This is a genomic window from Pseudomonas sp. PvP025, assembly GCF_017832155.1.
Taxonomy (GTDB): Bacteria; Pseudomonadota; Gammaproteobacteria; order Pseudomonadales; family Pseudomonadaceae; genus Aquipseudomonas.
The window spans coordinates 3,835,555-3,856,335 of the sequence record NZ_JAFIBJ010000001.1; the positions used below are offsets into that span (position 1 = coordinate 3,835,555).

Genomic DNA, 20,781 nt, shown 5'->3' on the forward strand with positions numbered 1-20,781 from the left:
ATGAGCGAAAAAGCAATCGACGATTTGATGAAATTTATGAATTCCATGAAGGATTGGGAGGCTGGTTTTTGTTCTGCTCAAGATGAAGCAGATGAAAGTGATATAGATATTTCTATGATTAAGCAAAAATATGCTGTTAAACTAGAGGAAATATTAAATATACACTCTCTCGATGAGGGTATTAATCGCGAGCGATTAGTTGATTTGGGTAGTACGATTCCTGTGACATATGATCCTTCTAGGGACGTTATCGAGCCTGAGAATCACAGTGAGTCGATATTTATTGTGACCCAGACCGCTGGCTTCAAAAGTCAATTCAGATTTTTCATGGTTTTTCGAGATCCTGACTGGGTCATAAAGAGGAAAGAGCGGTTAGACGGCTCTGGCAAGTGGATAGCATCTAGCCTATGAAAATCTAGTTGCTAAAAAGCATTTTCTAGGGCGCAAGGCCTGGCAGTTTGCTTCAACGCTTGCGGCTGACAAGCTCTCACGCGTGCTGGGCAGCGAAACGCCACAGCTGTTGGTGGAGCACGCCTACAACCCGATTCACCGCCGCTACCAATACGACCCCGCCGACGAACTGGTCCGCACGCTCGACAAGTTGCGCGGCGAAATCAAGTACGAATACGAAGCCAACGGCCAACCTGCATAGCCGCGATACTGGCCGGTTGGTGGACAGTGAAGAGTTTCGCTATGACGCGGCAGCCAACCGTCTTAACTTCAATACGAGCCAGTTTGACCAGGTTAAAGACAACCGCATCAAGCAATGGCGCGATCAGGAATACCGCTACGACGCGTGGGGCAACCTGATCGAAAAACGCAGCGGGATGACCCGACTTCAAACGTTCAGCTACGACTGCGAAAACCGCCTGGTCGGGGCTGAAACGATGGTTAACAGCAGGCTTGAAAGCACTGGCACCTATCGCTATGACAGCCTCGGCCGGCGTGTCGGCAAAACCTCTCAGATCAACGGCAAAACGCAGCACAAAAACTTCCTCTGGCAAGGCTTGCGCATGCTGTGTGAGGAAAGTCCCGGGCAAAGATGAACCCAGCAGCTACGCGCCATTAGCCCGCTTAGATCAACGCGAAGGTGAAGTCCAAAAGCTCTACTACTTCCACACCGACCAGATCGGCACGCTGCTGGAGATGACGGATCAGGAAGTTCAGATCGTCTGGCAGGCCACCTACCGGGCGTGGGGCGAGGTTGAGACGCTGGCGGTGAACGAAGTTGAGCAGCACCTGCGGAAGAGACGGGCTGCACCACAATACGTTTCGGTATTGCGATCCGCAGGTTGCGTCCGGTTTATAACGCAGGACCCGACTGCAGCGTTTCAGTCAACTGATGTAAAGACTGATTCCAAACCCACTCACACAGGTTTGATTGGGCTTGCAGCACGTCAGCCCAGTTGCGCCTGCTGGCCCTTGCCGTGAGTCAAATACTGCACCAACTCCGGCAACGGCAACGGCTTGCTGATCAGGTAGCCCTGGGCCTGGTCGCAGCCGAACAGGCGCAGCAACGCCAGTTGCTCCGGCGTTTCCACGCCTTCGGCCACCACTTCCAGGTTGAGGTTGTGGGCCAGGTTGATCATGGCGTGGACCAGCTTGCGGTTCTCTTCGCGCTCCTCCATGCCGCCGACAAAGCTCTTGTCGACCTTCAGCAAGGCAATCGGCAGGCTGTTGAGGTGCACGAACGACGAAAAGCCAGTGCCAAAGTCGTCCAGGGAAAACCGCACGCCGAGGCGGCCGAGGGCGTCCATGGTCTGCTTGACCAGGTCGCTGCGGCGCATCACGGCGGTTTCGGTCAGCTCGAATTCCAGCCATTGCGCTTCCACGCCACGCTCGGTGATCAGCCGACTGAGGGTGGACAGCAACTGGCTGTCCTGGAACTGGCGAAACGACAGGTTGACCGCCATGTGCAGCGGCGGCAGGCCGCGTTCGCGCAGGTCCTGCATGTCGCGCAGGGCGCGGGAGATCACCCAGTAACCCAGCGGCACGATCAGGCCGCTCTGTTCGGCCAGGGGCACGAATTCGCTGGGCGCCAGCAGCCCGCGCTCGCCGTGGCGCCAGCGCACCAGGGCTTCGAGGCCGACGATACGGCCGTCGCCCAGGTCCAGGCGCGGCTGGTAATGCAGTTCCAGCTCGTCACGGCGCAAGGCGCGGCGCAGTTCGCTTTCGAGGTCGGCAAGGCTGCGCGCATTGCGGTTGATGCGCTCGTTGAAGATATGAAAGGTGCAGCCCTGGGTGCTCTTGGCTTGCTGCATGGCGATGTGCGCATGCCACATCAACGGATCGGCGCCAGCGCGCGCGCGGGCATGGGCCACGCCCAGGCTGCAGCCGATCAGCAGGCTTTCACCGTCTACCCAGTACGGCTCGGCCATGACCTCGGTGATGCGCTCGGCCATCCATTCGGCGCGCTGAGGGGCGCGGCGGGTGTCGATCAACAGGGCGAATTCGTCGCTGCCCAGGCGTGCCAACTGGTCGCCGGCTTCGAGTTGGCTCTTGAGCCGTGAGACCACTTGCAGGATCAGCCGGTCGCCGGCCTGATGGCCGAGGGCGTCGTTGGCATGGCGGAAGTTGTCGAGGTCCAAGTGACCGAGAGCCAGGCCGCGTCCTTCATTGTCGGCCAGCCGCGCCGCCAACAGGGTCTGGAAGCCCTGGCGGTTGGCGATCCCGGTGAGCGGGTCCTGCTCGGCCAGACGCTGCAGCGTGTGTTCGAGCACGCCACGTTCACGCACATGGCGCAGGCAACGGCGCACCGTGCCGGCGTCCAGTGCATCACGCACCAGCCAGTCACTGACCCCCAGCGGTGAAACCAGCGGCTCCTGCTCCAGCAGCAATACGCACGGCAGGCTGCAGCGGCCTGGCCCGGGTTGCAGGCCGGGGGTGGTCAACAACACGGCGCTGTGGTCGTCATCGAACAGACGGCTCACCGAGTCCCAATTGGGCGCGCTGATCAACACAGCTGCGTCGCCCATCGGCGCCAGGCACTCGCGCAACAAGGCTGCCCACTCAGGCGCATCGGACAGCAGCAGCAAACGCAAGGGTTCGACAGGCGTAGCCAAGCTAGCTCCCTAGACTCTGCAAAATTTCGTTGGCGGCGGGCATTATGACGTGCGGCCTGATAATCACCAATGATAGGGGTTATCAAATACGCAAGTTGTCAGAAAAAGTCCTGAAAACGCGTCACATCCTGCGGCAAAGTAACAAAACCGGCAAATTTAGATCGAGTGGTACGTCACACCGTCGATCCAGAGCAGCAGAATCTTGCCAGCCTGTTAAAATGCCCGCCCTTTTGAACAACGACTTCCCGAATTCTGTATGTCCCGACTCAATCCCCGGCAGCAAGAAGCCGTGAACTACGTCGGCGGCCCTCTATTGGTGCTCGCCGGCGCGGGCTCCGGCAAGACCAGCGTGATCACCCGCAAGATCGCGCACCTGATCCAGAACTGCGGCATCCGTGCCCAGTACATCGTCGCCATGACCTTTACCAACAAGGCGGCGCGGGAAATGAAAGAGCGCGTCGGCACCCTGCTCAAGGGTGGCGAAGGCCGTGGGCTCACCGTGTGTACGTTCCACAACCTGGGGCTGAACATCATCCGCAAGGAGCATGCGCGGCTGGGCTACAAGCCGGGCTTTTCGATCTTCGACGAGACGGACGTCAAGTCGCTGATGACCGACATCATGCAGAAGGAATACGCGGGCGACGACGGCGTCGACGAGATAAAGAACATGATCGGGTCGTGGAAAAACGACCTGATCCTGCCTGCCGAGGCGCTGGAAGCGGCGCGCAATCCCAAGGAGCAGACCGCCGCCATCGTCTACACCCACTACCAGCGCACGCTCAAGGCGTTCAACGCGGTGGACTTCGACGACTTGATCCTGCTGCCGGTAAAGCTGTTTCAGGAACACAAGGACATCCTCGAAAAGTGGCAGAACAAGGTGCGCTACCTGCTGGTGGACGAATACCAGGACACCAACGCCAGCCAGTACCTGCTGGTGAAGCTGCTGATCGGCACGCGCAACCAGTTCACCGTGGTCGGCGACGATGACCAGTCGATCTACGCCTGGCGCGGCGCTCGCCCGGAAAACCTGATGCTGCTCAAGGACGACTACCCGTCGTTGAAAGTCGTCATGCTGGAGCAGAACTACCGCTCCACCAGCCGCATCCTGCGGTGCGCCAACGTGCTGATCTCCAACAACCCTCACGCGTTTGAAAAACAGCTGTGGAGCGAGATGGGCCATGGCGACGAGATCCGCGTGATCCGCTGCCGCAACGAAGACGCCGAAGCCGAGCGCGTGGCGGTTGAACTGCTCACGCTGCACCTGCGGACCGACCGGCCCTACAGCGATTTCGCCATCCTGTATCGCGGCAACTACCAGGCCAAACTGATCGAGTTGAAGCTGCAGCACCATCAGATTCCCTATCGCCTGTCGGGCGGCAACAGCTTCTTCGGGCGCCAGGAAGTCAAAGACCTGATGGCCTACTTCCGGCTGATCGTGAACCCCGATGACGACAATGCCTTCCTGCGCGTGATCAACGTCCCACGCCGGGAAATCGGTTCGACTACGCTGGAAAAGCTCGGTAACTACGCCACCGAACGCAAGATCTCGATGTACGCCGCCACCGATGAAATCGGCCTGGGCGAGCACCTGGACACGCGCTTCACCGATCGCCTGGCGCGCTTCAAGCGCTTCATGGACAAGGTGCGTGAACAATGCGCCGGCGAAGACCCGATCAGCGCCCTGCGCAGCATGGTCATGGACATCGATTACGAGAACTGGCTGCGTACCAACAGCTCCAGCGACAAGGCCGCGGATTACCGCATGGGCAACGTCTGGTTCCTGATCGACGCGCTGAAGAACACCCTGGAAAAAGACGAAGACGGCGAAATGACCGTCGAGGACGCCATCGGCAAGCTGGTGCTGCGCGACATGCTCGAGCGCCAGCAGGAAGAGGAAGACGGCGCCGAAGGCGTGCAGATGATGACCTTGCATGCCTCCAAAGGCCTGGAATTTCCCTACGTGTTCATCATGGGCATGGAGGAGGAAATCCTCCCGCACCGTTCCAGCATCGAAGCCGACACCATTGAGGAAGAACGCCGACTGGCCTATGTGGGCATTACCCGCGCACGTCAGACGCTGGCCTTCACCTTTGCCGCCAAGCGCAAGCAATACGGCGAAATCATCGATTGCGCCCCCAGCCGGTTCCTAGACGAACTGCCGCCGGACGATCTGGCCTGGGAAGGCAACGACGACACCCCGACCGAGGTCAAGGCCGTTCGCGGCAACACTGCCCTGGCCGACATACGCGCGATGTTAAAGCGCTAGAATCGACTACTTTTTAATCTACTTTCGGCGCAGACCGCGCCATTAGAGGAAGCTTTCCGTGGAAGCACTGCACAAGAAAATTCGCGAAGAAGGCATCGTGCTTTCCGATCAGGTTCTCAAGGTCGACGCCTTCTTGAACCACCAGATCGATCCGGCGCTGATGAAACTGATCGGCGACGAGTTCGCCGCGCTGTTCAAGGATTCGGGCATTACCAAGATCGTCACCATCGAAGCCTCGGGCATCGCGCCGGCGATCATGACCGGCCTGAACCTCGGCGTGCCGGTGATTTTCGCCCGCAAGCAGCAGTCCCTGACCCTGACTGAAAATCTGCTGTCGGCGACCGTGTATTCCTTCACCAAGAAGACCGAAAGCACCGTGGCCATTTCGCCGCGCCACTTGACCAGCAGCGACCGCGTACTGGTGATCGATGACTTTTTGGCCAATGGCAAGGCCTCCCAGGCACTGATCTCGATCATCAAGCAGGCCGGCGCGACCGTTGCCGGGCTGGGCATCGTGATCGAGAAGTCGTTCCAGGGCGGCCGTGCGGAACTCGATGCGCAGGGTTATCGGGTTGAATCGCTGGCACGGGTGAAATCCCTGGCCGGGGGTGTCGTCACCTTCATCTGAGCCAACACCGCTCTAAAAAGTGGGAGGGGCTTGCTCCCGATAGCAGGGTGTCAGTCGCCGGATGTACGACTGATACACCGCCATCGGGAGCAAGCCCCCTCGCACATTTGGTTTTGTGTGAGTCTTTCAGTGTGCGGTGGCCTGGAGGCCCGCGAGCAGCAGGCGCTGATACAGGTCTTCTTTTAACCCCTCGGGCTTGTTCAGGCGCATCCGCTCCAGGTGCCTGGGAAAGGCCTCCGGCTCAGGCGCATCCAGCGCCGCACGGCCCAACTCAAGAATCTCCGTCAGCTTGAATTTGCTCTTGAGCCAATTCAGCGCGCGCAACAGATCCCGTTCTTCGTCGGTAAAATCCGTGCCCAGCGGGTACTCAGGGAACAACCGGCCATGCCGCGCCTGAATCGCTTTCAAGCGCTCCGGCGTGTTGTCACGAAAGCGCGGATCCAGCTGGAAATCCCTGGGCAACTTGCCGGCCTTTTGCGCGCGCTCGATCAGGTCACCCTGGAACCGTGAGTCGGTGATATTGAGCAGCGCCTCGATCACCTGGGCATCGGTCTGACCCCGCAGGTCGGCGATACCGTACTCGGTGATGACGATATCGCGCAGGTGCCGGGGAATGGTGCAGTGGCCATATTCCCAGACGATATTGGAGCTGACCTCCCCCGCCGACTCGCGCCAGCTGCGCAGGATCAGGATCGAGCGTGCACCTTCCAGCGCATGCCCTTGGGCGACGAAGTTGTACTGCCCGCCGACGCCGCTGAGTACCCGGCCGTCTTCAAGCTGGTCAGCCACGCCGGCGCCGAGCAGGGTCACCATGATCGCGCTGTTGATGAACCGCGCATCCAGGCGTTGCAAGCGCTTGAGTTCTTCCTGGCCATACAGTTCGTTGATGTAGCTGATGCGCGTCATTTTGAATTCAAGGCGCTTGGCGTGCGTCATTTCCTGCAGGCGCTGGTAAAAACTGCGCGGGCCCAGGAAGAAGCCGCCGTGAACCGACACACCGTCGGGCTGCGCTGCATCGTCGAGCAGGCCGGCGTTGGCCTGCTCCTGAGTCGCCACATCCGGGTAGACCTTGCGCCGTATGATCCCGGCATCCGCCAGCACCAGCAGGCCGTTGACGAACATTTCGCTGCAGCCGTAGAGGCCACGGACGAAGGGATCGACACCGCCTTCACGGCTGATCAGGCGCGCCCACTGGTACACATTCAGGTCGGTAAGCAGCAGACGGTAGGCCTCGTTATCGGCCTGGCGCGCGAGCAAGGCGGCGGTCAATGCGTCGCCCATGGAGCCGATGCCGATCTGCAGCGTGCCGCCATCGCGCACCAGGGTGCTGGCATGCACGCCGATAAAGTGGTCCTGGAAGCCCACCGGCATATTGGGCGTGGAGAACAGCGTGGTGTTGTCTTTCTCGTCGAGCAGGTAATCGAAGGCGTCCATGCCCAGCTCGGCATCGCCGGGCATGTAGGGCAAATCGCTGTGCACTTGGCCGACGACGAGAATGGTTTCCCCGGCTTCGCGGCGCTTGGCGATCATTGGCAACAGGTCGAGGGAAATATCCGGGTTGCAGCTCAGACTCAGGCGGTCGGGATGCTCAGGGCTGCTGGCGACCAGTTGCGCCACCAGGTTCAGCCCGGCGGCGTTGATATCGCGCGCCGCGTGGCTGTAGTTGCTGCTGACGTAATCCTGCTGCGCGGCCGCACTGTGCAGCAGGCTGCCGGGCTGCATGAAAAACTGCTGCACGCGGATGTTCTTCGGCAGGCTGTCCTTGTTCAGGTCAGCGAGGAAATCCAGCTCAGGGTAATCGCCAAACACGCGCTCGATGAAGGGTTCGAGGAAGCGTTTCTGCAAGCCGTCGCCCATCGTCGGGCGGCCCAGGCTGAGTGCGGTGTAGACAGTCAAGGCGCGGTCCGGCAGCGTGGCGATGCGCCGGTAAAGCGCATTGACGAACTGATTGGGTTTGCCCAGACCCAGGGGGATGCCCAGGTGGATATGCGCCGGCAACCGCGCCAGTACGTCGTCAACTGCTTGCTCGATTGAACACAACTGCACCATCCGACCCTCCTGACATTCCATGATGTGGGGTTGGACCGAGATTGCCGGGTCTTTGCTGCAATGAACAGCATCGAAACACAAATGACGCTCACAAAAAAGCCACGGCGCAGCGGCTTTTTGACGAAGATCGGACTATTTCAGCCCAGACATTTTCTCGATGGCGCCCTTGAGTTCGTCATCCGAGCAATCCCCGCAGGTGCCCTTGGGCGGCATGGCATTGATACCGGTGATGGCTTTGGCAAGCAAGCCATCAAGACCTCCCTGCTCCTGGGCGCGTTTACCCCAGTCTGCCGCATCGCCAATTTTCGGCGCGTTCAACAGGCCGGCGCTGTGACATGCGGTGCAATGCTGGGCGATCACCTCATCCGGCGTTCTCGCACTGGCGCCGCCCGCTGTTACGGCAACGTCCGTGCCTGTGCAGGCCTTACCCTGAACGCACACCTGGCCTACAGGCTCCAGGCGCTTGGCAATGTCGTCGTCGGTTGCCGCCTGGGCGCTGAACGCCCACAGGGCCAATAAAGTGGCTGGTGCAGCCAGCATTCTGCTGATCCGGTTCACGCGTTCACCCTCATGGTGGCTGTTCACGCCTGCGGCCAGGGTTTCGCAGGCAGCGCGCCTCGTTGCTTAAAAATTCGCGGGGGTGGCTGCGCTGATCAGTCGCGCCGGCACGTCGAACGGGTTGCGAAAACGATGAGGTCTGCTGCTCTCGAAGTAGTAGCTATCGCCCGCTTCGAGCACAAACGTTTCAAGACCGACCACCAACTCCAGACGCCCTTCCACCAGGATCCCGGTTTCTTCGCCTTCGTGGGTGAGCATTTCTTCGCCCGTGTCGGCGCCCGGCGGGTAGATCTCGTTGAGAAACGCAATCGCCCGGCTGGGGTGCGCCCGACCGACCAGCTTCATGGTGACGGCGCCGTCGGAAATGTCGATCAGCTCGTGGGCCTTGTAGACGATCTGCGTGGGGACTTCCTGGAGAATCTCCTCGGAAAAGAACTCGACCATGGACATGGGGATGCCGCCCAGCACCTTGCGCAAGGAGCTGATCGAGGGGCTGACGCTGTTTTTTTCGATCATCGAAATGGTGCTGTTGGTAACGCCCGCGCGCTTGGCAAGCTCACGCTGGGAAAGACCTTTGAGTTTACGGATGGATTGCAGTCGTTCGCCGACGTCCAATGCTGGTGCCTCCTGGGATTCAGGCTTTGTTGTAGTTGAGCGTTATCATGGCGACAGCGTTCAGTATTTACAACACTTGGGCCTGAATCCCGGACGGCCGTCTCGCTCGCTTGCGATCAAGCGCCGCAATAGAGCCTTGGCACGCGGCGCAGGTTGCAGAAGATCTGATAGGGGATGGTCTCGGCGGCAGCGGCTACGTCACTGGCAAGAATGTGTTTGCCCCATAGCTCCACGGTGGAACCGAGGCCGGCGTGCGGGATATCCGTGAGATCGACGCACAGCATGTCCATGGACACACGCCCCAACAACTGGCTGCGCTGGCCCGCCACCAGCACCGGCGTGCCGGTAGGTGCATGCCGCGGGTAGCCATCTGCGTAACCCATGGCAACCACGCCGACGCGCATCGGCCTGGGCGTGATGAACCTGGCGCCGTAACCCACCGGCTCGCCAGCCGGCAGTTCACGCACGCAAATCACCTTCGACTCCAGGGTCATCACCGGCTGCAGGCGCGCGGCGATGGCCTGGTCTTCGCCAAACGGGGTGGCGCCGTACAGCATGATGCCGGGGCGTACCCAGTCGCTGCACACCTGTGGCCAGCCCATCACCGACGGTGAATTGCGCAGGCTGACCTCGGCCGACAAGCCCTGGCGCGCCGCCTCGAACACCGCCACCTGTTCATCACTGCGCACGCAGTCGAGTTCATCGGCACGGGCGAAGTGGCTCATGAGTACGATCTTCGCCGCCTTGCCACTGGCCAGCAGGCGCTGATAAGCCGACGGGTAATCCTCGGGATGCAGGCCGACGCGGTGCATGCCCGAGTCGAGCTTGAGCCAGACAGTCAGTGGTTTGCTCAAGGGGGCCTGTTCGATGGCCTCCAGTTGCCACAGCGAATGCACCACGCACCAGAAATCATGCTCGATGATCAGCGGCAGTTCGTCGGCTTCGAAAAACCCTTCCAGCAGCAGCACCGGCGCACGAATGCCGGCCGCTCGCAGTTCCAGCGCTTCCTCGATGCACGCCACGGCAAACCCGTCGGCTTCGGCTTCCAGCGCCTGGGCCACGCGCACGGCGCCGTGGCCATAGGCGTCGGCCTTGACCACCGCAAGGGCCTTGGCTCCCGCGACCTCACGGGCCAATTGGTAGTTGTGGCGCAGGGCCTGGAGATCAATGAGGGCACGGGCAGGACGCATGGCGGCGGGCTTCTATCCAGTAGGCGGCAAGGTGAAAAAAACCGGCACCGACTGAACGCGTCGGCGCCGGATCGGTAGTTATGGCAACGCAGCCACGACGGACAGCTCTACCAGAATGTCCGGTTCGCACAACCTGGCCTCAACCGTGGCGCGAGCCGGGGCGACACCCTTGGGCAGCCACTGGTCCCACACCGCGTTCATGCCGGCAAAATCAGCGTTGATGTCTTTGAGGTAGATGGTCACCGACAGCAACCGGGTTTTGTCGGTGCCGGCGAGGTCCAGCAAACGCTCGATGTTGACCAGGGTTTCGCGGGTCTGCTGTTCGATACCGGCGCTCATGTCGTCGCCGACCTGCCCCGCCAGATAGACAGTGCCGCTGTGGACCACAATCTGACTCATGCGCTCATTGGTGAGCTGGCGCTGGATGGACATGTTTTGCGGACTCCTGGTGACTACCGTAACGGGAAATATCGAGGCCTTCGGCGCTGATCTGCGGAGTTTTACGCGCGATCAGGTCGGCCAGCAAGCGACCGGAGCCACACGCCATGGTCCAGCCGAGGGTGCCATGGCCGGTATTGAGGAACAGGTTCCTGAACGGGGTGGCACCCACAATCGGCGTGCCATCCGGCGTGGTCGGGCGCAGGCCGGTCCAGAAATTCGCCTGGGCCAGATCGCCGCCCTGAGGATAAAGGTCGTTGACGATCATCTCCAGGGTTTCGCGTCGACGCGGGTTCAGCGACAGGTCAAAACCGGCTATTTCGGCCATGCCGCCGACGCGGATGCGGTTGTCGAAACGGGTGATCGCGACCTTGTAGGTCTCGTCGAGAATGGTCGACGTTGGCGCCATCGCCGGGTTGGTGATCGGCACGGTCAACGAGTAACCCTTGAGCGGGTACACCGGCGCCTTGATCCCCAGCGGTTTGAGCAGCTTGGGCGAGTAACTGCCCAAGGCCAGTACGTAGCGGTCGGCGGTTTCCAGCTTGCCGTCGACCCACACGCCATTGACGCGGTCGCCGGCCCAGTCGAGGCGCTGGATATCCTGTTCGAAGCGGAACTCCACACCCAACTGACTGCACATGTCAGCCAGGCGCGTGGTGAACAGCTGGCAATCGCCGGTCTGGTCGTTCGGCAGGCGCAGGGCGCCGGCAAGAATATCAGTGACACTGGCCAGGGCCGGCTCAACGCGGGCGATGCCGGCGCGGTCGAGCAACTCGAACGGCACACCCGACGCCTGCAGCACGGCGATGTCCTTGGCAGCGCCGTCGAGCTGCGCCTGGGTGCGGAACAACTGCGTCGTCCCCAGGCTGCGGCCTTCGTAGGCAATGCCGGTTTCGGCGCGCAATTCGTCGAGGCAATCGCGGCTGTACTCGGACAGGCGCACCATGCGCTCCTTGTTCACCGCATAGCGGCTGGCCGTGCAGTTGCGCAGCATCTGCGCCATCCACAGGTATTGGTCGATATCGGCAGTGGCCTTGATCGCCAGCGGCGCGTGGCGTTGCAGCAACCACTTGATCGCCTTGAGCGGCACACCCGGCGCGGCCCATGGCGAGGCATAACCTGGCGACACCTGGCCGGCGTTGGCGAAGCTGGTTTCCATGGCAGCGGCAGGCTGACGGTCGACCACAACCACCTCATAGCCGGCCCGTGCCAAATAGTAGGCACTGGTCACACCAATGACGCCGCTACCCAAAACCAGAACGCGCATTTTTTATCCTCATCGCGGGCTCAGCCGCTGACGTGTGTTATTGGAGCAATGATGGGCGCAGTGTAAAAAAGAATCCCCAGTGCATTTCACTATATAAGTGCCTATATTTGGCGACAATTCTCGGCAAAAACCCTTTTCACAGAGGCGTATCCCCTATGCGTACCAACACCCAGACCAAGCGGGAGCTGGACAAGATCGACCGCAATATCCTGCGCATCCTGCAAGCCGATGGGCGTATTTCGTTCACGGAGCTGGGGGAAAAGGTCGGGCTGTCGACCACGCCCTGTACCGAGCGGGTGCGGCGCCTGGAGCGGGAGGGGATCATCATGGGCTATAACGCGCGGCTCAATCCGCAGCATTTGAAGGGGAGTTTGCTGGTATTTGTCGAGATCAGCCTGGATTACAAGTCGGGCGACACCTTTGAGGAGTTCCGCCGCGCGGTGCTGAAACTGCCCCATGTGCTGGAGTGCCACTTGGTGTCAGGCGACTTCGATTACCTGGTGAAAGCGCGGATTTCCGAGATGGCGTCGTACCGCAAATTGCTCGGCGACATCCTGCTCAAGCTGCCCCATGTGCGCGAATCCAAGAGCTATATCGTGATGGAAGAGGTGAAGGAGAGCCTGAACCTGCCGATTCCGGACTAACCGCGCGCATTCAATTGCTAGACCAGCACCTGGCGAGTGCTGGCCATGTAGGCGTGAATCTGCTTTTCCACCCGTGGATGGATCAACTCCACCGGCCGCCGCCCATTGGGGCAAGGCAGGGTTTTGGTTGTGCCAAACAGCCTGCAAATCAGCGGGCGCTCGTCATACACGGTGCAGCCGTTGGGGCCCAGGTGCACACAGTTCAGCTCATCCATTGCCGCGTCCTGTTCGGCAGCCGTCTTGCGCGGCAGGCGTGACATTTCCTCGGGCGAGGTGGTCACCGGCCCACAGCAGTCATGGCAGCCGGGGACACACTCGAACGAAGGAATCTGCTTGCGCAGTGCGCTGATTTTCTGGCTGTTGCAACTCATCGAAACCCATACCAAACGGCGAACAGGCGTGGATTCTGCCGCAAAACGCCGCCCACAGACAGCTCCGCCCGACCGTTGTATCCTGCGTCAAATTTTTCACACAGGGAGGCTCCCATGACCACCAGCGCCCGGCACACCACGTCCTACTACGCCGCCAGCAGCGTGCCGCAGCCCGATTACCCGGCGCTTGCAGGCGACGCGAGCGCCGACGTGTGCGTGATCGGCGGCGGTTATTCGGGGCTCAACACGGCGCTGGAGCTGGCCGAGCGCGGCTTCAGCGTGGTGTTGCTGGAAGCGCGCAAAATCGGCTGGGGCGCCAGCGGGCGCAACGGCGGTCAGCTGATTCGCGGCGTCGGCCATGGCCTGGACCAGTTCGCCAATGTGATCGGCAGCGACGGCGTGCGCCAGATGAAACTCATGGGTCTGGAAGCAGTGGAAATCGTGCGTGAACGCGTCGAGCGCTTTCAGATCCCCTGCGATCTCACCTGGGGCTATTGCGACCTGGCCAACAAGCCCCGCGACCTGCAAGGCCTGGCCGAAGACGCCGAAGAACTGCGCAGCCTCGGCTATCGCCACGAAGTGCGCCTGCTGCAAGCCTCAGAGATGGGCAGTGTGATCGGCTCCGAGCGCTATGTAGGCGGCATGATCGACATGGGTTCCGGCCACCTGCACCCGTTGAACCTGGCGCTGGGCGAAGCGAACGCCGCGCAGCAACTGGGGGTGCGACTGTTCGAACAATCCGAGGTCACGGGCATCGACTACGGCCCCGAGGTCACCGTGCACACCGCCCACGGCCAGGTACGCGCCAAGACCCTGGTGCTGGCCTGCAACGCCTACCTGAACGGGCTCAACCCGCACTTGAGCGGCAAGGTGCTGCCCGCCGGCAGCTACATCATCGCCACCGAACCGTTGGACGAGGCGCAGGCTGCCAGGCTGTTGCCGCAGAACATGGCTGTATGCGATCAACGGGTGACAGTGGATTACTTCCGCCTGTCTGCCGACCGCCGCCTGCTGTTCGGCGGTGCCTGCCACTATTCCGGGCGTGATCCCCAGGATATCGGTGCCTACATGCGGCCCAAGATGCTGAAGGTGTTCCCGCAACTGGCCAACGTGAAGATCGACTACCAATGGGGCGGCATGATTGGCATCGGCGCCAACCGTCTGCCGCAGATCGGCCGGCTGGCGGACCAACCCAATGTGTATTACGCCCAGGCCTACGCGGGGCACGGCCTTAATGCCACGCACCTGGCCGGCAGGCTGCTGGCCGAAGCCATCAGCGGCCAGCAACAGGGGCGCTTCGACCTGTTCGCCCAGGTGCCGCACATGACCTTCCCCGGCGGCAAGCATTTGCGCTCACCGCTGCTGGCCCTTGGCATGCTCTGGCATCGTCTCAAAGAACTGGTGTGATCAGTCGCGCCAGAACGGCTTGAGTCCTTCCTCGCGCGCCTGTTCTTCGGTCAGGCCGATGTCACGCAATTGCTCGCGGGTCAGCGTCAGCAGGGCCTTGCGGGTATGGCGACGCAGCCAGAACAAATCCCAGCGCTCGCGGGCAGGCGCCGACCGCACGCGCCGCTGCCCGGCTTCCAGTTCCTGACCCTGTAGCGCCAGCCGCACATCACAGATCCCGTTCATATTGCTGCCCCTTTGTTGGCTCGCTGCCTTGAGTGACAAGCATGGGCGTTGCGGCAAAACCAATACAGATCCAACACAGCTTTATTAAATCCATACAGACGCTGCCTATTTGTGGCTGAATCCTGTATTTTTCGCCTATCTGTATTGGTCCCAGGGAATGACCGTCATGACGCTTTACGTCAATCTTGCCGAATTGCTCGGCACTCGGATCGAACAGGGCTTCTACCGCCCCGGCGACCGTCTTCCTTCAGTGCGGGCTTTGAGCGTGGAGCACGGCGTCAGCCTGAGCACCGTGCAACAGGCTTATCGCGTGCTGGAAGACAGCGGCCTGGCGACGCCCAGGCCCAAGTCGGGCTACTTCGTACCGGTGAGCCGTGAGCTGCCGGCGCTGCCCGAAGTGGGCCGCCCGGCGCAGCGGCCGGTTGAGATCTCGCAGTGGGATCAGGTGCTGGAACTGATCCGCACAGTGCCGCGCAAGGATGTCATACAGCTAGGTCGCGGCATGCCGGATGTATTGTCGCCCACCCTCAAACCGCTGCTGCGCAGCCTCGCCCGCGTGAGTCGGCGCCAGGACCTGCCGGGCCTGTATTACGACACGATCCTCGGCTGTATGGAGCTGCGTGAGCAAATTGCGCGGCTGTCACTGGACTCCGGCTGCCAGTTGACCGCCGACGACATTGTGATCACCACCGGCTGCCACGAAGCGCTGTCGGCCAGCATCCACGCGATTTGCGAACCCGGCGATATCGTGGCGGTGGACTCGCCCAGCTTTCACGGCGCCATGCAGACCCTCAAGGGCCTGGGCATGAAAGCCCTGGAAATTCCCACCGACCCGCTCACCGGTATCAGCCTGGAAGCGCTTGAGCTGGCCCTGGAACAGTGGCCGATCAAAGTCATTCAACTGACCCCAAACTGCAACAACCCGCTGGGCTACATCATGCCCGAGGCACGCAAGCGCGCACTGCTGACCCTGGCCCAGCGCTTTGACGTCGCGATCATCGAAGACGACGTGTATGGCGAACTGGCCTACAGCTACCCGCGCCCGCGCACCATCAAGTCCTTCGACGAAGACGGTCGCGTGCTGCTGTGCAGTTCGTTCTCCAAAACCCTGGCGCCGGGCCTGCGTATTGGCTGGGTGGCGCCGGGCCGTTACCTGGAGCGGGTGCTGCACATGAAATACATCAGCACCGGTTCTACCGCCACCCAGCCGCAGATTGCGATTGCCGAATTTCTCAAGGGCGGGTATTTCGAACCGCACGTGCGGCGCATGCGCGCGCAATATCAGCGCCAGCGCGACCTGATGCTCGACTGGGTCAGCCGCTATTTCCCCGCTGGCACCCGCGCCAGCCGGCCGCAGGGCAGCTTCATGCTGTGGATAGAGTTGCCGGAGGGCTTCGACACCTTGAAGCTCAACCGCGTCCTCGTGGAACAAGGTGTGCAGGTAGCGGTGGGCAGCATCTTTTCTGCGTCGGGCAAGTACCGCAATTGCCTGCGCATGAACTACGCTGCCAGGCCGACGCCGCAGATTGAAGAAGCCGTGCGCAAGGTCGGCGCCGCCGCGATCACCCTGCTGGCCGAGGCGGCGCACTGACCTTTCCCGTAAACTCGCCGTCAGATGTCGACAACCGCCCTGATCTGGAAACCACGCCCTTGATGATTCGACGGCTTTTACCGTTTTGCCTGTTGGGCGCCCTGGCGCTGGGCGGTTGCGCCACCACGAGTGCACTGCGTATCCCCAGCGACGCGCTGCCCGCCGCGCAATCGTCATTCGGCCGCTCGATCCAGGCTCAGGCGGCGCCGCATCAGGGTCAGTCGGGCTTTCGGCTGCTGCCCAACAGCAGCGAAGCCTTCATGGCCCGCGCCGAGCTGATCCGCAATGCCCAGAGCAGCCTCGACCTGCAGTACTACATCGTTCACGACGGCATCAGCACGCGCCTGCTGGTGGATGAGCTGCTCAAGGCCGCCGACCGTGGCGTGCGCATCCGCATTCTGCTGGATGACACCACCAGCGATGGCCTCGATCAGATCATCGCCACCCTCGCCGCCCATCCCAAAATCGACATTCGCCTGTTCAACCCGCTGCACCTGGGGCGCAGCACCGGCGTCACCCGGGCCATGGGCCGCCTGTTCAACCTGTCGCTGCAACACCGGCGCATGCACAACAAGCTGTGGCTGGCGGACAACAGCGTGGCCATCGTGGGCGGTCGCAATCTGGGGGACGAGTACTTCGACGCCGAGCCGAACCTGAATTTCACCGACATCGACATGCTCAGCGTTGGACCTGTGGCCGAGCAACTGGGCCACAGTTTCGATCAGTACTGGAACAGCGCCCTGAGCAAACCCATCGATGAGTTTGTCTCCAACGTGCCCACCAAAGGCGACCTGGCGGTTGCGCGCAAGCGGCTGGAGGCCTCGCTGGCCGAGTCACGCCAGCAGAATCACGTGCTGTACAACCGCTTGCGCACCTACCAGACCCAACCGCGCATGGACATCTGGCGGCGCGAACTGATCTGGGCCTGGAACCAGGCGCTGTGGGACGCGCCGAGCAAGGTCCTGGCCAAGGCCGACCCGGACCCGCGCCTGCTGCTGACCACTCAATTGGCGCCGGAGCTGGAGGGCGTCAAGCAAGAGCTGATGATGATCTCGGCGTACTTCGTGCCCGGCCAGCCGGGCCTGGTGTACCTGACCGGACGCGCCGACGCCGGCGTGTCGGTGAGCCTGCTGACCAACTCGCTGGAAGCCACCGACGTGCCGGCCGTGCACGGCGGCTACGCGCCCTATCGCAAGGCGTTGCTGGAACACGGCGTGAAACTCTATGAGTTGCGTCGCCAGCCCGGCGACCCCAGTGCCGGCAGCGGGCCGCACCTGTTCCGGCGCGGCAGTTTCCGGGGCTCGGACTCCAGCCTGCACAGCAAGGCGATGATCTTTGATCGGGAAAAGTCGTTTATCGGCTCATTCAACTTCGACCCGCGCTCGGTGCTGTGGAACACCGAAGTGGGCGTACTGGTCGACAGCCCGGAGCTGGCCGAACACGTGCGCAACCTGGCGCTGCAAGGCATGGCGCCAGCGTTGAGTTATGAGGCAAAACTGCAGGATGGCAACGTGGTGTGGGTGACCGAGGATGACGGCCAGATGCACACCCTGACCCGCGAGCCGGGCAACTGGTGGCGGCGCTTCAATGCCTGGTTTGCCACCAGCGTTGGCCTGGAACGCATGCTCTAAAAGCAATACAGATCAGGCGGGTTGGGCGGTGCCGAATGCGCCTTGGCGCAGCAAAAGTATGACCAACCCCAGCGCCCCTGCCGCCATCAGCAACGGCAGCGCATGCCCACTGATCCACTGGCTGCCCGCACCGGCCACCAGCGGCCCGATCAGGCAACCGATGCCCCACAACTGGGCCACGTGGGCGTTGGCACGCACCAGCGCATCATCGCGATACCGTTCGCCGATCAGGATCAGCGACAGCGTAAACAACCCACCCGCACTCGCACCGAACAGCACCCACACCGGCCAGATCAGCGGCGTATGCATCACCAAGGGAATCGCCAGGCTCGATGCCAGCAACAGCACCGCACAACTCAGGAACAAGGTGCGCCGTGGCAGGTAATCCGCCAGGGCGCCGATGGGCAATTGCAGCAGCGCATCGCCGACCACCACCGTGCTGACCATCGCCAGCGCGACCTCGGCGGTGAAGCCTTGCTGCAGGCAATACACCGGCAGCAGCGTCAGAATCATCGCCTCGAACGCGGCGAACAGCGCCACCGCCCAGGCAATCGCAGGCAGGCTCAGGCAGAAGCGCCACAAGTCGCCGAAGGTCACGCTGAAAGCATCCGCCGTCGGCGCGCCGGAGCGGCCCAGCAGTAACAGCGGCGCCACCAGCAGCAGGCCCACGCCCACCCAGAAACCATAGTCATGCCCGGTGCCGATCACGCCCAACAGCAGCGGCCCCGACAATTGGCTCAGCGCATAACTGCAGCCATACAGCGCCACCAGCCGGCCGCGCCACTGCTCCACCACCAGTTGGTTGATCCAGCTTTCGCCGAGGATAAACACGATGGTCAGGATCACCCCGATCATCAGCCGCAGCACCAGCCACACCGGGTAGCTGGGCAGAATCGCCAGCAGGCCGATGGACACGGCCCCTGCCCACAGGCACAGGCGCATCAGATTGGCGGTGCCGAGCCACGCCGCCAGCCGGCTGGACACCTTGGCGCCAAGCAGCACGCCAAACGCCGGCATCGCCGCCATCACGCCAATGGCGAAACTGCCGTAGCCCCAGCCTTCAAGGCGCAGGGACACCAGCGGCATGCTCACGCCCAACGCCAGGCCGACGCTGAGTACCGAGGCCAACACGGCGAAGTAGGTCGCCCAACGCATTGCCATGCTCCAGTGGATAATTCTTGAGTACACACAAAACAGTGCGGGAGGGGGCTTGTCCCCCGATAGCGGTGAATCAGCCAGCACTCGTGGTGCCTGACACACTGCTATCGGGGGCAAGCCCCCTCCCACATTTCTACTGCTGTGCTGGTTAGAGCTTGATCCAGGTCGACTTCAGTTCGGTGTATTTGTCGAACGCATGCAGCGACTTGTCGCGACCATTACCCGACTGCTTGAAACCACCAAACGGCGCGGTCATGTCACCGCCGTCGTATTGGTTGACCCACACACTGCCCGCACGCAGCGCCTTGGCGGTCAGGTGAGCCTTGGAGATATCGGCGGTCCACACCGCGGCGGCCAGGCCGTAGACGGTGTCGTTGGCGATCCTGACCGCCTCTTCAGCACTGTCGAAGGTGATCACCGACAACACCGGGCCGAAGATCTCTTCCTGGGCGATTTTCATGGCATTGGTCACGCCATCGAAGATCGTCGGCTCGACATAGGTGCCACCGGTTTCCTCAAGGATCCGCTTGCCGCCAACGACCAGCTTGGCGCCGTCCGCATGGCCGGCTTCGATGTACGACAGCACGGTGTTCATCTGCTGGGTGTCCACCAGCGCGCCGACAGTGGTGGCCGGGTCCAGCGGGTTGCCTGGCTTCCAGCCTTTGAGGGCTTCGATCACCAGGGGCAGGAAGCTGTCCTTGATTGAACGCTCGACCAGCAGGCGCGAACCGGCGGTGCAGACTTCGCCCTGGTTGAAGGCGATGGCGCTGGCGGCGGATTTGGCGGCGGCCTGCAGGTCAGGCGCATCGGCGAACACGATGTTCGGGCTCTTGCCGCCGGCTTCCAGCCACACGCGCTTCATGTTCGATTCGCCGGAGCGGATCAACAGTTGCTTGGCAATCTTCGTCGAACCGGTGAACACCAGGGTGTCGACGTCCATGTGCAGCGCCAGCGCATTCCCCACGGTGTGGCCGTAGCCCGGCAGCACGTTGAACACGCCTTTGGGAATACCGGCTTCAACGGCCAGGGCGGCGATGCGGATGGCGGTCAGCGGGGATTTTTCGGACGGCTTGAGGATCACCGAGTTACCGGTGGACAGCGCAGGGCCGAGTTTCCAGCAGGCCATCATCAGCGGAAAGTTCCACGGCACAATAGCGCCAACCACGCCGACCGGCTCGCGGGTGACCAGACCCAATTGATCGTGCGGGGTGGCGGCGACTTCATCGTAGATCTTGTCGATCGCCTCGCCACTCCAGCTCAGCGCATTGGCGGCGCCGGGCACGTCGATGTTCAGGGAGTCGCTGATCGGCTTGCCCATGTCCAGGGTCTCAAGCAGCGCCAGCTCTTCGGCATTGGCCTTGAGCAGCGCGGCGAAACGGATCATGGTGGCTTTGCGCTTGGCCGGCGCCAGGCGCGACCAGACACCGGAATTGAAGGTAGCGCGGGCGTTTTCGACGGCGCGCTGGGCGTCGGCGACGTCGCAGCTGGCGATAGTGGCCAGCAGGCGGCCGTCGACCGGGCTGATGCATTCGAAGGTGTCACCGGAAACGGCATCGGTGTATTCGCCATTGATGTAGGCGCGACCTTCAATCTTCAGGTCCTTGGCGCGTTGTTCCCAGTCGGCACGGGTCAGGGTGGTCATGCGAGTGTCCTCCTCTTATGAATACAAGGGCCGGGCTAT

General features: G+C 61.9%; 18 protein-coding genes and 1 pseudogene. 8 read left to right on the forward strand and 11 right to left on the reverse strand.

The window, feature by feature from the left end; all coding sequences use genetic code 11:
* Together JOE32_RS16630 and JOE32_RS16635 are read left to right on the forward strand one after the other, a co-directional pair.
* Positions 1-411 carry an NTF2 fold immunity protein gene (locus tag JOE32_RS16630; RefSeq protein WP_209986387.1) on the forward strand — a complete coding sequence of 137 codons (411 nt, stop codon included), beginning with the start codon at positions 1-3 and terminating at the stop codon, positions 409-411.
* Positions 412-436: 25 nt separating this feature from the next.
* Positions 437-1,320 (forward strand): annotated as a pseudogene (locus JOE32_RS16635) (RHS domain-containing protein); the annotation flags it as partial.
* Between the two features lie 77 nt (positions 1,321-1,397).
* On the opposite strand, the gene JOE32_RS16640 reads toward JOE32_RS16635, so the two are convergent.
* On the reverse strand, positions 1,398-3,062 hold the full coding sequence (locus tag JOE32_RS16640; RefSeq protein WP_209986389.1) for a bifunctional diguanylate cyclase/phosphodiesterase: 1,665 nt from the start codon (positions 3,060-3,062) through the stop codon (positions 1,398-1,400).
* Between the two features lie 256 nt (positions 3,063-3,318).
* Here JOE32_RS16640 and rep point away from each other — a divergent pair, with 256 nt between their 5' ends.
* The gene (rep, locus tag JOE32_RS16645) at positions 3,319-5,328 is read left to right on the forward strand and encodes a DNA helicase Rep (protein ID WP_209986392.1); all 2,010 of its coding nucleotides are present in this window, start codon (positions 3,319-3,321) and stop codon (positions 5,326-5,328) included.
* Positions 5,329-5,386: 58 nt separating this feature from the next.
* On the forward strand, positions 5,387-5,956 hold the full coding sequence (locus JOE32_RS16650) for a xanthine phosphoribosyltransferase (RefSeq protein WP_003176890.1): 570 nt from the start codon (positions 5,387-5,389) through the stop codon (positions 5,954-5,956).
* A gap of 126 nt (positions 5,957-6,082) precedes the next feature.
* Here the strand turns inward: JOE32_RS16650 and JOE32_RS16655 are convergent, their stop codons facing one another.
* From JOE32_RS16655 to dadA, 6 genes are all read right to left on the reverse strand, one after another.
* Positions 6,083-8,005 carry an acetyl-CoA hydrolase/transferase family protein gene (locus JOE32_RS16655; RefSeq protein ID WP_209986394.1) on the reverse strand — a complete coding sequence of 641 codons (1,923 nt, stop codon included), beginning with the start codon at positions 8,003-8,005 and terminating at the stop codon, positions 6,083-6,085.
* 132 nt (positions 8,006-8,137) lie between these two features.
* Positions 8,138-8,563, reverse strand: a complete 426-nt coding sequence (locus JOE32_RS16660; protein WP_209986397.1) for a c-type cytochrome — start codon at positions 8,561-8,563, stop codon at positions 8,138-8,140.
* A gap of 66 nt (positions 8,564-8,629) precedes the next feature.
* Positions 8,630-9,178 (reverse strand): cupin domain-containing protein, encoded by a 549-nt coding sequence (locus JOE32_RS16665; protein WP_209986400.1) that lies wholly within the window; start codon positions 9,176-9,178, stop codon positions 8,630-8,632.
* Positions 9,179-9,294: 116 nt separating this feature from the next.
* Positions 9,295-10,368, reverse strand: coding sequence for an alanine racemase (gene alr / locus JOE32_RS16670; RefSeq protein WP_209986403.1), 1,074 nt, complete (start codon positions 10,366-10,368; stop codon positions 9,295-9,297).
* A gap of 78 nt (positions 10,369-10,446) precedes the next feature.
* On the reverse strand, positions 10,447-10,800 hold the full coding sequence (locus JOE32_RS16675; RefSeq protein ID WP_209986407.1) for a RidA family protein: 354 nt from the start codon (positions 10,798-10,800) through the stop codon (positions 10,447-10,449).
* Positions 10,772-12,073 carry a D-amino acid dehydrogenase gene (gene dadA, locus JOE32_RS16680; RefSeq protein ID WP_209986410.1) on the reverse strand — a complete coding sequence of 434 codons (1,302 nt, stop codon included), beginning with the start codon at positions 12,071-12,073 and terminating at the stop codon, positions 10,772-10,774. The genes JOE32_RS16675 and dadA overlap by 29 nt, the downstream gene beginning before the upstream one ends.
* A gap of 155 nt (positions 12,074-12,228) precedes the next feature.
* Here dadA and JOE32_RS16685 point away from each other — a divergent pair, with 155 nt between their 5' ends.
* Positions 12,229-12,717 (forward strand): Lrp/AsnC ligand binding domain-containing protein, encoded by a 489-nt coding sequence (locus JOE32_RS16685; RefSeq protein WP_003206849.1) that lies wholly within the window; start codon positions 12,229-12,231, stop codon positions 12,715-12,717.
* Positions 12,718-12,734: 17 nt separating this feature from the next.
* Here JOE32_RS16685 and JOE32_RS16690 read toward each other — a convergent pair whose 3' ends face one another.
* A complete protein-coding gene (locus JOE32_RS16690; protein WP_209986414.1) occupies positions 12,735-13,088 on the reverse strand; it encodes a YkgJ family cysteine cluster protein in 354 nt (117 codons plus the stop codon).
* Between the two features lie 114 nt (positions 13,089-13,202).
* On the opposite strand from JOE32_RS16690, the gene JOE32_RS16695 reads away from it, so the two are divergent.
* Positions 13,203-14,495 (forward strand): FAD-binding oxidoreductase, encoded by a 1,293-nt coding sequence (locus JOE32_RS16695; RefSeq protein WP_209986418.1) that lies wholly within the window; start codon positions 13,203-13,205, stop codon positions 14,493-14,495.
* Here JOE32_RS16695 and JOE32_RS16700 read toward each other — a convergent pair whose 3' ends face one another.
* On the reverse strand, positions 14,496-14,720 hold the full coding sequence (locus tag JOE32_RS16700; protein WP_209986423.1) for a DUF1127 domain-containing protein: 225 nt from the start codon (positions 14,718-14,720) through the stop codon (positions 14,496-14,498).
* A 166-nt stretch (positions 14,721-14,886) separates the two neighbouring features.
* Between JOE32_RS16700 and JOE32_RS16705 the strand changes: the two genes are divergently transcribed.
* Together JOE32_RS16705 and JOE32_RS16710 are read left to right on the forward strand one after the other, a co-directional pair.
* Positions 14,887-16,311, forward strand: coding sequence for a PLP-dependent aminotransferase family protein (locus JOE32_RS16705; RefSeq protein ID WP_209986426.1), 1,425 nt, complete (start codon positions 14,887-14,889; stop codon positions 16,309-16,311).
* Between the two features lie 62 nt (positions 16,312-16,373).
* The gene (locus JOE32_RS16710; RefSeq protein ID WP_209986429.1) at positions 16,374-17,942 is read left to right on the forward strand and encodes a phospholipase D family protein; all 1,569 of its coding nucleotides are present in this window, start codon (positions 16,374-16,376) and stop codon (positions 17,940-17,942) included.
* A gap of 12 nt (positions 17,943-17,954) precedes the next feature.
* On the opposite strand, the gene JOE32_RS16715 is transcribed toward JOE32_RS16710, so the two are convergent.
* A complete protein-coding gene (locus JOE32_RS16715; protein ID WP_209986432.1) occupies positions 17,955-19,097 on the reverse strand; it encodes an MFS transporter in 1,143 nt (380 codons plus the stop codon).
* A gap of 151 nt (positions 19,098-19,248) precedes the next feature.
* Positions 19,249-20,742: an aldehyde dehydrogenase gene (locus tag JOE32_RS16720; RefSeq protein WP_209986435.1), complete on the reverse strand. Its 1,494-nt coding sequence runs from the start codon at positions 20,740-20,742 to the stop codon at positions 19,249-19,251.
* Positions 20,743-20,781: the final 39 nt, after the last annotated feature.